This is a genomic window from Streptomyces griseoflavus (genome assembly GCF_014649995.1).
Lineage (GTDB): Bacteria > Actinomycetota > Actinomycetes > Streptomycetales > Streptomycetaceae > Streptomyces > Streptomyces griseoflavus.
In genome coordinates this window covers 101,809-113,672 of sequence record NZ_BMUC01000012.1, presented here as the reverse complement: position 1 = coordinate 113,672, position 11,864 = coordinate 101,809, and the positions used below count along the sequence as shown (strand labels likewise).

Here is an 11,864-nt window from a genome sequence, read left to right as displayed (position 1 = left end):
GGAATGGCAGACGCGCTAGCTTGAGGTGCTAGTGCCCTTTATCGGGCGTGGGGGTTCAAGTCCCCCCTCGGACACATGAAGCGTGAGGGCCGCGACCGCGAGGTCGCGGCCCTCACGGCGTTGCCGGCGGAGGGTGACCATGACCGCTCGTTCCTGCCCCTGCGGGCTGCCCGAGGCGTACGAGGCGTGCTGCGGCCGGTTCCACGGCGGCACGGCCGCCGCGCCCACCGCGGAGCGGCTGATGCGGTCGCGGTACTGCGCGTTCGTGCGGCAGGACGGCCCGTACCTGCTGCGGACCTGGCATCCGGGGACGCGGCCGGAGCGGATCGATTTCGATCCCGGGATGCGGTGGGCCGGGCTGGAGATCCTGGACACGGAGGGCGGGTCCGCCTTCCACTCCACCGGCACGGTGACCTTCCGCGCCTCCTACCGGGGCGGCTCGCTGCACGAGCGCAGCCGGTTCGAGCGGGTCGACGGGGCGTGGGTGTACGTGGACGGGGACTTCCTCGACTAGGGCGCCAGGATGTCCAGTTCCTGGAGGGCGCCCTCGGTGATCTCGCGGGTCAGCTTCTCCGCGCGGGCGGCGTCGCGTTCGCGGACCGCCTCGGCGAGCTGGACGTGCAGGGTGACGGCGGCGGGGTCGGGGTCCTCGAACATCACGTCGTGGTGGGTGCGGCCGGCCAGCACCTCGGCGACCACGTCGCCGAGGCGGGCGAACATCTCGTTGCCGGAGGCGTTCAGGATGACGCGGTGGAACGCCATGTCGTGGAAGAGGTACCCCTCCAGCCGGTGACCGCGTGAGTTGGCGACCATGCCGAGGGCGCACTCGGTGAGTTCGGCGCACTGCTCCGCGGTGGCGTGGCGCGCGGCCAGGCCGGCCGCGACCGGTTCGATCGCCGAGCGCAGGACCGTGAGGGAGCGCAACTGCCGGGGGCGGTCCGCGCCGGCCAGGCGCCAGCGAATGACCTGGGGGTCGTACACGTTCCACTCGCGGGTCGGCAGGACCGTCACGCCGACGCGGCGCCGGGACTCGACCAGGTGCATGGACTCCAGGACGCGGACCACCTCGCGCATCACGGAGCGCGACACGTCGAAGCGGTGGGCGAGCTCGTCGGTGCGCAGCACACTGCCGGGCGGATAGTCGCCGGCGGTGATCTCGGGGCCGAGGGTGTCCAGTACCCGGCCGTGCAGCCCTCGGCCCGTGGTGCTCATGCACACAGAGTACGGGGCGGGTCACGCGAACAAAAAGTCAGACTTATACGTCACACACTCTTGTATTCGTCGTATCTAATGCGCTTCAGTTACGTCGACATCAGGTGTCGACGGAGACAGCAGACAGTGAGGCAGCGATGAACACCCCCCATGTCGTCGTGGTCATGGGCGTCGCGGGCACCGGCAAGACGACCATCGGTCCCTTGCTCGCCGCCCGTTCCGGCGTCCCCTACGCCGAAGGCGACGACTTCCACCCGCGGGCCAACATCGACAAGATGACGGCCGGCACCCCGCTCACCGACGACGACCGGTGGCCCTGGCTGGACGCCATCGGTGCCTGGGCGCACGAGCGGGCGGGCCGTGGCGGGGTGGTCAGCTGCTCGGCGCTGAAGCGGTCCTACCGCGACCGGCTGCGGGCCGCCGCGCCGGGCGTGGTCTTCGTGCACCTCACGGGTGACCGCGCGCTCATCGAGGACCGGATGGCGCACCGGCAGGGGCACTTCATGCCCACGGCGCTGCTCGACTCCCAGTTCGCCACGCTCCAGCCGCTGGAGCGGGACGAGGCCGGGGCCGCCGTGGACGTGGCGGGCAGCCCCGAGGAGATCACCGAGCGGGCGGCCGCCGCCCTCGACGCCCTCTCCTAGTTCACCCACTCCCGGGGCACCCCCCTGCCCCGGTCCGTCCCCCACCCCCCGTACACGCAAGGAAAACCACCGTGACCAGACTCAGCGTCGAGATGCTGGCAGCGGACGCACCCGAGGCGATCACCTCGGCCGGACACGCTCAGCTGGGCATCGCCGTCCTGGCGGGCATCGCCGTCATCGTCCTGCTCATCACCAAGTTCAAGCTGCACGCCTTCCTGTCCCTGACCATCGGGTCACTGGCGCTCGGCGCGTTCGCCGGGGCACCGCTGGACGAGGTGATAGCCAGCTTCAGCGCCGGGCTCGGCTCCACCGTCGCCGGGGTGGGCGTGCTGATCGCCCTCGGCGCGATCCTCGGCAAGATGCTCGCCGACTCCGGTGGCGCCGACCAGATCGTCGACACGATCCTCGCGCGGGCGAGCGGCCGGGCGATGCCGTGGGCGATGGTGCTGATCGCCTCGGTGATCGGCCTGCCGCTGTTCTTCGAGGTCGGCGTGGTGCTGCTGATCCCGGTGGTGCTGATGGTCGCCAAGCGCGGCAACTACTCCCTCATGCGCATCGGCATCCCCGCGCTCGCCGGCCTGTCCGTGATGCACGGCCTGGTGCCGCCGCACCCCGGCCCGCTGGTCGCGATCGACGCGGTCGACGCCAACCTCGGTGTGACGCTGGCGCTGGGCGTACTGATCGCCATACCCACGGTGGTCATCGCCGGTCCGCTGTTCTCGAAGTACGCCGCCCGCTGGGTGGACGTCCCGGCGCCGGAGCGGATGATCCCGCAGCGGCCCTCGGAGGAGCTGGAGAAGCGTCCCGGTTTCGGCCCGACGCTGGCCACGATCCTGCTGCCGGTCGTGCTGATGCTGGCCAAGGCGCTGGTCGACATCGTCATCGACGATCCCGAGAACTCGGTGCAGCGGGTGTTCGACGTGGTCGGCTCCCCGCTGATCGCCCTGCTCGCCGCCGTCCTCGTCGGCATCTTCACCCTCGGCGTGTCCGCCGGGTTCAGCCGGGAGCGGATCTCCTCCCTGGTGGAGAAGTCCCTGGCGCCGATCGCGGGCATCCTGCTGATCGTCGGCGCGGGCGGTGGCTTCAAGCAGACGCTGATCGACACCGGTGTGGGTCAGATGATCCTGGACATCTCCGAGGACTGGTCCATCCCGGCACTGCTGCTGGCCTGGCTGATCGCGGTGGCGATCCGGCTGGCGACCGGTTCGGCGACCGTGGCGACCGTCTCGGCGGCCGGTCTGGTGGCGCCGCTCGCGGCGGACATGTCGACCACGCACGCCGCCCTGCTGGTGCTGGCCATCGGGGCCGGTTCGCTGTTCTTCAGCCACGTCAACGACGCCGGTTTCTGGCTGGTGAAGGAGTACTTCGGGCTGAACGTCGGGCAGACGATCAAGACCTGGTCGATCATGGAGACGATCATCTCGGTGGTCGCCGGTGCCCTGGTCCTGCTGCTGTCGCTGATCATCTAGCCGGGCCTCGGCCTCCTTCCTGACGTACGCGGGCCCCCGCTCCTCCTCCGTGAGGCGCGGGGGCCCGCTCGTCGTCCCGGGGCGTGCGACGGGGCTTCTGCCGGGGTGCTACGGGGTGCGCTCGGCCTCCTGGTCGAGCCGAAAGGCCTCGTTGCCGAGTCCGATGCGGGCGTGCGTCTCGGGGGCACGGGCGCGCAGCAGCGCTCCCTGGACCAGGCCCACGACGAGGGCGAGCCCGATGACGCCGGGCAGGACCCAGCTCAGTGAGGAGTCGGGGCCGGCGCCGACCAGTACGTCGAAGTCCTTGACGGTGTAGCCCGCGATCACCACCAGGGCGATGCCCGCCAGGGCCGAGGTGACCAGGCGCCAGGCCTGGGCGCGGGCGGCTCCGCGCCGGACGAAGAAGACGACGACGGACAGGGAGGCGATGGCCATGAGCACGATCACGCCGAGCGCGCCGATGTTGCCGCCCCAGGTGAACAGGTGCAGGACCGGGGCGGTGGGGTCGCCGGTGGGCTTGTCGTCGGTGAGCGCGAAGACGAGGACCAGCACGGCGGCGATGACGGTCTGCAGCAGCGAGCCGGTACCGGGGGCGCCGCTGCCGCCGGTGGTGCGGCCGAAGGCGGCGGGCAGCAGGCCCTCGCGGCCCATGGCGAAGGCGTACCGGGCGACGACGTTGTGGAAGCTGAGCATCGCCGCGAACATGCCGGTGACGAAGAGCACGTGCAGGACGTCGGTGAAGGTGCCGCCGAGCCGTTCCTCGGTCAGGAAGAACAGCAGGCCCGCGCTCTGCTCCTGGGAGGTGCCGACGATCGCGGCCGGGCCGGTGGCGACGGTGAGCGCCCAGCTGCTGATGGCGAAGAAGACGGCGACCCCGGTGACGGCGAGGAACATCACGCGCGGCACGAGCACGTGCGGCCTGCTGGTCTCCTCCGCGTACACGGGGGCCTGTTCGAAGCCGAGGAAGGCGGCGATGCAGAAGCACAGGGCGGTGCCGACGCCGGCGCCGGTGAGCGTGTCCGGGTTGAAGGCGTGCAGGGACAGGCCCTCCTTGCCGGGGTCGGCGATGGCGGCGATGTCGAAGACGACGACCAGCAGCACCTCGACGACCAGCAGGACGCCGAGCACGCGGGCGTTGACGTCGATCTTCAGCCAGCCCAGTGCGCCGACGGCCAGGACGGCCAGGAGCGAGGGTATCCACCAGGCGATCTCGATATCGGCGTAGGTGGCGAAGAGGCCGGAGACCTCGAAGCCGAAGATGCCGTAGATGCCGACCTGGAGGGAGTTGTAGGCGACGAGCGCGACCATGGCGGCGCCCGCGCCGGCGGTCCCGCCGAGCCCGCGGGAGATGTAGGCGTAGAAGGCGCCCGCGTTGTGGACGTGCCGGCTCATCTCGGCGTACCCGAGGCTGAAGAGGACCAGCACGGCGCCGAGGACCACGAAGAGCAGCGGCTGGCCGACGATGCCCATCACCGCGAATGTGGTGGGCATGACACCGGCGACCACCGTGAGGGGGGCGGTCGCGGCGAGCACGGAGAGCAGCAGGCCCCCGGTGCCGAGGCGGTCGGCGCGCAGGGCGCGCTCCCGCCCCTTGAACGTACTGATGCCGTCGGCCGCGGCTCTGCTCCTGCTCGAACTGTCCGTCGTCATCTCGAGACCGTCCTTGGGTCGGGGGTGGTTGCGGCGGGTGCCAGGGCGTCGCGGTGGTGGACCGGGTCAGGCCGTCCCCAGTGCGACGGCGCGGGCGGTGCGGAACGCCGTCAGGGGATCGCGGTCGGGGTAGGACCAGGGGGCCGGTGCGGCGTGGTCGCCGATGCGGTGGAACAGGGCGGCGGCCTCGGCGCCGCGTCCTTCGCAGACCTTGGCGTGGGCGAGGAAGTTCAGGTCGACCAGCCGGCGCGGATGCTCCTCGTGCTCCCACTCCAGCCACCAGTCGAAGGCGGCCTTCATCACCTGGCGGGCGCGGCGGCCGACCCAGTGGCCGGAGGCGACCGGGTCCGCGGGTACCTGCCCGGCGGCGGCCAGGGTGCGGTAGCGCTCGGCGTGCGCGATGACCGGCAGGATCGCCAGCGGTGAGTCGGCGGGGGCCTGCTCGGCGGCCCAGTTGGCGAAGTCGTACACCTCGTGCAGCGGGTCGGGGCCGGCCTCCACACGCCGTTCCGCGAGCCAGCCGACCACCAGGTGGTGGGCGTGGTGGTGGTCCGCGTGCCGGGTGCGGACCTGTTCGAAGATCCGGACCACGTCCCCCTCCGCGCCCCGGGCGCACTCCAGCAGGAGCAGCCCGAGCCAGGGGGTGGGATCGGCGGGCCGGAGCTCCGCGGCCCCGAGGCAGTCCTCGCGGACACGGGCGGGCTTCTCCTTGCCCCGCAGCGCGCGCCGCACCCCGGCGAGGGCGAGCAGCAGGGCCGCGTCGGCGGAGCCGGGCTCGGCGAGCAGCCACTCACGGGCCCAGGGGGCGCAGTACGACTCCCCGGCGAGCACCGTGATCCGGTGGGCCCGGCGGTCCCAGTCGTCCCCCGTCCGGCCGAGCAGTGTGCGGGTGGTCTGCCATCGGCCCTGCGCCAGCGCCGCCCGCGCGTCGGCGAGTTCGGCGTCGTCGAGAGCTTCGTCGAAAGCCTGTGCCGCGCGTTTGCGGGCACGGCCGAGGGGAGGCGGGGGTGGGGGCACCGCGGGACTTCCTCACGCGCTCTTCTTGTGGCTCGGCCCACGGCGGGTGGTCGGTGCGGCAGTGGTCGGCTGCCGACAGCCATGGGCTGATCACGGACAGCAAACCGCCAGCCGGCGGATCACGTCAAGGGCGACAGAGGTGTTACACGCGTCAACTCCGGTCACGAAGAGGCAACTTGTGTTACTCCCCTCGACGCGCCCACCGTGGGCTCCGGGTGCCGCCCGGCGGGTGCTCCGCTGCTTGGATGGCCTGATGAGTGCTGAGGAGATCATCGACATCGTCGACGCGGACGACCGGGTGGTCGGACGGTCACCGCGCGGCGAGGCCTACGCGCGGGGGCTGCGCCACCGGTGCGCCTTCGTCCTGGTCCGGGACGCCGGCGGCCGGCTCTTCGTCCACCGCCGGACGGCGGCCAAGCAGGTCTTCCCCTCGCTGTACGACATGTTCGTCGGCGGGGTGGTCGGCGCGGGCGAGGGCTACGACGAGGCGGCGCTGAGGGAGGCCGAGGAGGAGCTGGGGGTGAGCGGACTGCCGCGCCCCGCGTACCTGTTCAAGTTCCTGTACGACGACGGGGCGGGCCGGACCTGGTGGTCGGCCGTCTACGAGGTGCGCTGCGAACTGCCGGTACGGCCTCAGGCGGAGGAGGTGGCGTGGCACGCGTTCCTGCCGGAGGACGAGGTGGAGCGGCGGCTGGGTACCGGCGGGTGGGAATGGGTTCCGGACGGGCGGGCGGCGTACGAGCGGCTCAGGGAGCGGCGGGCGCACGGGCCGGGCGGGCCGGACGGTCGGTAGGGTCTCGGGCGTGATCGATTTTGTGCGGAACGTCCGGCTGTGGTTCGCGCCCGCGGAGGTACGGCAGGAGGGCACGACGCCCGACTACCGGTTCTCGCTGGCGAACGAGCGGACGTTCCTCGCCTGGCTGCGCACCGCGCTGGCGCTCATCGGCGGCGGATTCGCCGTGGACCAGTTCCTGCCGGACCTGCGGTGGGGATGGCGGGTGGGGCTCGCGCTCGCCCTGCTCGCCGCGGGTGCGTTGTGCGCGCTGCGGGCGGTCGACCACTGGGTGCGGTGCGAGCGGGCGATGCGGCGGGGCGAGGACCTGCCGGTGTCACGGTTCCCGGCGCTGCTGAGCGCGGTGGTGGCGGTGGTGGCCGTGGCGATGGTCGTGGTGGTGCTCTTCGGGTGGGAGGGGTGAGCGGGGCGGACGCCCGGGGAGCGGGGCGGGATCCCGGGCTGCAGCCCGAGCGGACCCGGCTCGCGTGGCGGCGTACGACGTTGGCGAGCACGGTGGTGGTCGCGCTGGCCGTGAGGGCGGTGTCGGCGGGCGGGGGGTCGGCGGCCGGGATCGTCGCGTGCGCGCTGTGCTGCGCGTGGTGGCTGGGGTTCCTCTGGGTCGCCCACCGGCGGATCCGGGGGTTGGCGGCGGTGAGCGCACCGGGGGCGCCGGCCGCGTCGTACGCGGTGGGGGCGGTGATCTGCACGGTGGCGATGGCCGTGTGCGGGGCGGTGCTGGTCGGGGCGGGGTGAGGTGGGGGCGGGCGCGTGCCTGTAGGGTTTCGCCCCCCGCAGGCCCTTCCGTCCCCAAGGGCTGCGCCCCAGCCCCCTTCCGGCCTTGACGGCCTCGTCCTCGAACGCCGGACGGGCCTATTCGCTCACCCTGACCACGATCTTGCCGCGGGTGCGGCCCTCCTCGTTCAGGCGGTGGGCGTCCGCCGCGCGTTCCAGGGGGAAGGTCTCCGAGACGTGGACGGTGACCACGCCCTGGTCCGCCAGGTCGGAGAGGTGCTGGAGGTCCTGGGGGTCGGGGCGGACGAACCAGTACTGGCCGCCGAGGCTCACCACCTCGGGGTCGGCGATCGAGGCGAGGCGGCCCTCGGGGGCGAGGAGGTTCACGGAGGCCCGCAGGGTGTCGCCGCCCACCGAGTCGAACACCGCGTCCACGCCCCCGGGAACCAGCTCCCGTACCCGCTCGGCCAGCCCCGCGCCGTGGCTCACCGGTTCCCCGCCGAGTCCGCGGACGAAGTCGTGGTTGCGCTCGCTCGCCGTGCCGATCACGCGGGCGCCGAGGTGGACGGCGAGCTGGACGGCGATGGACCCTACGCCGCCCGCGGCTGCGTGCACCAGGACGCTCTCGCCCCGCTGGACCCCGAGGACGCGGCTCAGCATCTGGTGGGCCGTCAGGCCCGCGAGGGGGAGGCCCGCCGCCTCCTCGAAGGACATGCTGCCCGGCTTGCGTGCGAGGGTGCGCACCGGGGCGGCCACGTACTCGGCGAAGGTGCCCCCGGAGAGGACGTCCGCGCGCACGTATCCGATCACCTCGTCGCCGACGGAGAACTCCGGCACGGCCGGGCCCGGCTGGACGACCACGCCCGAGACGTCCCAGCCCGGGACCACCGGGAAGACGGCCGGGAGGATGGCGTCGAGGTAGCCCTCGCGGCACTTCCAGTCGACCGGGTTGACGGCCGCCGCCCGTACCTTCACCAGTACCGCGTCGGGCCCTACCTTGGGGTCGTCGACCTCGCCGAGTTCGAGCACCTCGGGGCCGCCGTACCGTGCGTAGCTGATCGCCTTCATGCATCCGACCCTCCGGGGTCGGACCGCGCCGTGCAAGCCGGACCGCGCGATACACGCCATTCGCGTGGCACGCGGGGCGGCCGGTGCGTGCGGTGGAACGCCTGTCGTGGGCCCGGTCACGTTTCGTCGCCGCTCTGGACGGCATACCGACCGGTCGGCATCATGGGCGGGTACTGATTCCTGCCCGGAGGAGCGACGATGAGCCCCGACCACCCGCCCGGACTCGATCTCGACCGGCTGCGCGGCCTGCTCGAACGGGAGCGGCCCGGCCTGGTGAACGGCCCGCTCTCCGGCCGGCTGATCGAGGGCGGCAGGTCGAATCTCACCTACGCGGTCTCGGACGGCCACGCCCGGTGGGTCGTCCGGCGTCCCCCGCTGGGTCATGTCCTGGCCACCGCGCACGACATGAGGCGCGAGCACCGGGTGATCAGCGCGCTGCACCCGACCGCCGTGCCGGTGCCCCGTCCCGTGCTGCTGTGCGAGGACGAGGAGGTGCTGGGGGCGCCCTTCTACGTCATGGAGTTCGTCGAGGGCACCCCGTACCGCACGGCCGGGCAGCTCGCCCCGCTCGGCGCCGACCGCACCCGGGACGCCGTGCTCAACCTGGTGGACACGCTCGTCGAGCTGCACGCCGTCGAGCCCGGCGAGGTGGGGCTGGCCGACTTCGGCCGCCCCGAGGGTTTCCTGGACCGGCAGCTGCGGCGCTGGGGCAAGCAGCTGGACGCCTCCCGCAACCGGGAGCTGGCCGGCATCGACGAGCTGCACGCCGCGCTCGGGCGCGAGCTGCCCGGCTCGCCCGCGCCGACCGTGGTGCACGGCGACTACCGCCTGGACAACGCGCTGATCGGCGAGGACGACCGGATCAAGGCCGTCCTGGACTGGGAGATGTCCACCCTCGGCGATCCGCTGACCGACCTCGGACTGCTGGTGATGTACAGCAGCCCGCTGGGCATGCCGGACTCCCCCGTCTCCACGACCGCCGAGGCTCCCGGGCACCCCACGCCCGCCGAACTGGTCGAGCGGTACGCCGCACGGTCGGGGCGCGACGTCGCCGCGGTGTCCTGGTACACGGCGTTCGCCTGGTTCAAGCTCGCCGTGATCCTTGAGGGCATCCACTACCGCTACACGCTGGGCCAGACGGTCGGGCGCGGTTTCGACCGCATCGGCGATCTGGTCCCGGTGTTCATCGAGCACGGTCTGACGACTCTTCAGGAAGGCTGACCCAGCATGGACTTCGCGTTCGACGCGCGCACCGAGGAGCTGCGCGCCAGGCTCCTCGCCTTCATGGACGAGTACGTCTACCCGGCCGAACAGGTCGTCCACGAGCAGCGCGCCGCGCTGGCCTCGCCGTGGGAGAACGTCCCCGTCGTGGAGGAACTGAAGGCCGAGGCCCGCCGGCAGGGGCTGTGGAACCTGTTCCTGCCCGACTCGGAGTACGGCGCCGGCCTCACCAACCTCCAGTACGCCCCGCTCGCCGAGATCATGGGCCGTTCGCCGCAGATCGCGCCGACGGTGACCAACTGCGCGGCGCCGGACACCGGGAACATGGAGGTGCTGACGCAGTTCGGCGACGAGCCCCAGCGCAAGCAGTGGCTCCAGCCGCTGCTGGCCGGGGAGATCCGCTCGGCGTTCGCGATGACCGAGCCGGACGTGGCCTCCTCGGACGCCACCAACATCACCACCCGCATCGAGCGGGACGGCGACGAGTACGTCATCACCGGGCGCAAGTGGTACATCTCCGGGGCGATGCACCCGGACTGCCGGATCTTCATCGTGATGGGCAAGACCGACCCGGACGGGGCGGACATCCGCCGCCAGCAGTCCATGGTCCTCGTCCCGCGCGACACCCCGGGGCTCAGGATCGAGCGCGCGATGCAGGTGTTCGGGTACGAGGACCACTACCACGGCGGGCACGCCGAGGTGATCTTCGACGGGGCGCGGGTGCCGGTGTCGAACCTGATCGGCGAGGAGGGCGGCGGTTTCGCGATCGCGCAGGCCCGGCTCGGTCCGGGCCGGATCCACCACTGCATGCGGCTGATCGGCATGGCCGAACGGGCCATCGAGCTGATGTGCCGCCGCGCGGTGTTCCGGGACGCGTTCGGCAAGGCGCTGGCGCAGCAGGGCGTGGTGCAGAACTGGATCGCCGACGCGCGGGTGGCGGTCGAGCAGCTGCGGCTGCTGGTGCTGAAGACGGCCTGGATGATGGACACCGTCGGCAACCGGGGCGCGCACACCGAGATCCAGGCCATCAAGATCGCCACTCCGCGCACGGTCGTCGGCATCCTGGACCGTGCGATCCAGCTGTACGGGGCGGGCGGGGTCAGCCAGGACTTCCCGCTGGCCGAGCTGTACGCCGGTGCCCGCACGCTGATGATCGCCGACGGGCCGGACGAGGTGCACCAGCGGTCGCTGGCACGCCGGGAGCTGAAGAAGTACCTGTAGGGAGGCCGGACGCGAGGCCTGACGGGACCGGTGACGGTGCCGTCGGGCCTCCGGCCGGGCCGCCGCGGAGACCCTGCCGGGCCTGGCCTGCCGGGCCTTCGCGGCCGGAACGGGCCGTGCCGGAGGCCGGTCCGGTCCGGGACGGCCGTGCCCGACCGGGGCGGCCGTGCCGGACCGGGGCGGGGTCAGGGCCGCAGGGCGCGCAGCAGCAGGTCGGCCAGGTGGTCGGCGACCTGCTGGGGGCTGAGCGGGCCGTCGGGGCGGTACCAGGTCGACAGGTGGTGCACGGAGCCGAAGTGGTAGTCGACCACGAGATCGGCCGGGGTCGCGGTGGAGAAGACACCCTCCCGCTGGCCCTCCTCGATCAGCGCGCGGAAGCGCTCGTGGTAGCGGCGGCGCTCGGCGCGGACCTGCTTGTTCTTCTCCGGGCCGAGGTGGTGCATGGAACGGAAGAAGATCGACGCGTCGTCGAGGTTCTCGATCGTGGTGACGACGACGTCGGCCGCCGCGCCGCGCAGCCGCTTCTCGATCGGCTCGTCGGCGTCCGCGAAGTGGTCCAGGCGTTCCTGCTGGAGGCGCAGCACGCGCGCGTACACCTCGTGCAGCAGGTCGTCCTTGGAACCGAAGTAGTGGTACAGCGCCCCTTTGGTGACGCCGGCCGCCTCGACGATCTCCTGGACCGAGGTGCGGTCGTAACCCTGCTCGGCGAAGAGCCGGGTGGCGGCGGCCAGGAGCCGCCGCGGCACGGGAGTCCCGTCGCCGTCCGTCGTCCTGGGCACCCTCGCCACCCGCCTCTCCGTGTCGCTGTCAGTCGTCGTACGCCGGGGAACGTCCTTCCCGACGGAGGATCTTCCC

13 protein-coding genes are annotated in these 11,864 nt (G+C 72.4%); 8 read left to right on the top strand and 5 right to left on the bottom strand.

Features of this window, described 5'->3' with window-relative positions; all coding sequences use genetic code 11:
* The first annotated feature begins 139 nt into the window (after positions 1-139).
* Positions 140-514, top strand: a complete 375-nt coding sequence (locus IE172_RS24070; protein ID WP_190099394.1) for a YchJ family protein — start codon at positions 140-142, stop codon at positions 512-514.
* On the opposite strand, the gene IE172_RS24065 is transcribed toward IE172_RS24070, so the two are convergent.
* Complete coding sequence (locus tag IE172_RS24065) at positions 511-1,212, bottom strand: FadR/GntR family transcriptional regulator (RefSeq protein WP_190099393.1); 702 nt, start codon at positions 1,210-1,212, stop codon at positions 511-513. The genes IE172_RS24070 and IE172_RS24065 overlap by 4 nt on opposite strands.
* A 137-nt stretch (positions 1,213-1,349) precedes the next feature.
* Here IE172_RS24065 and IE172_RS24060 point away from each other — a divergent pair, with 137 nt between their 5' ends.
* The gene (locus IE172_RS24060; protein ID WP_190099392.1) at positions 1,350-1,856 is read left to right on the top strand and encodes a gluconokinase; all 507 of its coding nucleotides are present in this window, start codon (positions 1,350-1,352) and stop codon (positions 1,854-1,856) included.
* Positions 1,857-1,927: 71 nt separating this feature from the next.
* Positions 1,928-3,325, top strand: a complete 1,398-nt coding sequence (locus tag IE172_RS24055; protein WP_190099391.1) for a GntT/GntP/DsdX family permease — start codon at positions 1,928-1,930, stop codon at positions 3,323-3,325.
* A 108-nt stretch (positions 3,326-3,433) separates the two neighbouring features.
* Here IE172_RS24055 and IE172_RS24050 read toward each other — a convergent pair whose 3' ends face one another.
* Both IE172_RS24050 and IE172_RS24045 read right to left on the bottom strand, forming a co-directional pair.
* Positions 3,434-4,975 (bottom strand): APC family permease, encoded by a 1,542-nt coding sequence (locus IE172_RS24050; protein WP_190099390.1) that lies wholly within the window; start codon positions 4,973-4,975, stop codon positions 3,434-3,436.
* Positions 4,976-5,041: 66 nt separating this feature from the next.
* A complete protein-coding gene (locus tag IE172_RS24045; RefSeq protein WP_190099389.1) occupies positions 5,042-5,992 on the bottom strand; it encodes a hypothetical protein in 951 nt (316 codons plus the stop codon).
* A 250-nt stretch (positions 5,993-6,242) separates the two neighbouring features.
* On the opposite strand from IE172_RS24045, the gene IE172_RS24040 reads away from it, so the two are divergent.
* Genes IE172_RS24040 through IE172_RS24030 form a run of 3 tightly spaced genes read left to right on the top strand, consistent with a single transcriptional unit; the run spans position 6,243 to position 7,520 of the window.
* On the top strand, positions 6,243-6,785 hold the full coding sequence (locus IE172_RS24040) for an NUDIX domain-containing protein (protein WP_190099491.1): 543 nt from the start codon (positions 6,243-6,245) through the stop codon (positions 6,783-6,785).
* Between the two features lie 10 nt (positions 6,786-6,795).
* Entirely contained in the window at positions 6,796-7,188 is a 393-nt protein-coding gene (locus tag IE172_RS24035; protein WP_190099388.1) for a YidH family protein, read from the top strand.
* Positions 7,185-7,520 carry a DUF202 domain-containing protein gene (locus tag IE172_RS24030; RefSeq protein WP_190099387.1) on the top strand — a complete coding sequence of 112 codons (336 nt, stop codon included), beginning with the start codon at positions 7,185-7,187 and terminating at the stop codon, positions 7,518-7,520. Before IE172_RS24035 ends, IE172_RS24030 begins: the two co-directional genes overlap by 4 nt.
* A 117-nt stretch (positions 7,521-7,637) precedes the next feature.
* Here the strand turns inward: IE172_RS24030 and IE172_RS24025 are convergent, their stop codons facing one another.
* On the bottom strand, positions 7,638-8,567 hold the full coding sequence (locus IE172_RS24025) for an NADP-dependent oxidoreductase (RefSeq protein ID WP_190099386.1): 930 nt from the start codon (positions 8,565-8,567) through the stop codon (positions 7,638-7,640).
* A gap of 198 nt (positions 8,568-8,765) precedes the next feature.
* Between IE172_RS24025 and IE172_RS24020 the strand changes: the two genes are divergently transcribed.
* Together IE172_RS24020 and IE172_RS24015 are read left to right on the top strand one after the other, a co-directional pair.
* Positions 8,766-9,788, top strand: coding sequence for a phosphotransferase family protein (locus IE172_RS24020; RefSeq protein ID WP_190099385.1), 1,023 nt, complete (start codon positions 8,766-8,768; stop codon positions 9,786-9,788).
* A gap of 6 nt (positions 9,789-9,794) precedes the next feature.
* Complete coding sequence (locus IE172_RS24015) at positions 9,795-11,009, top strand: acyl-CoA dehydrogenase family protein (protein WP_190099384.1); 1,215 nt, start codon at positions 9,795-9,797, stop codon at positions 11,007-11,009.
* Between the two features lie 185 nt (positions 11,010-11,194).
* Here IE172_RS24015 and IE172_RS24010 read toward each other — a convergent pair whose 3' ends face one another.
* Entirely contained in the window at positions 11,195-11,788 is a 594-nt protein-coding gene (locus tag IE172_RS24010; RefSeq protein WP_190099383.1) for a TetR/AcrR family transcriptional regulator, read from the bottom strand.
* Between the last annotated feature and the right edge of the window lie 76 nt (positions 11,789-11,864).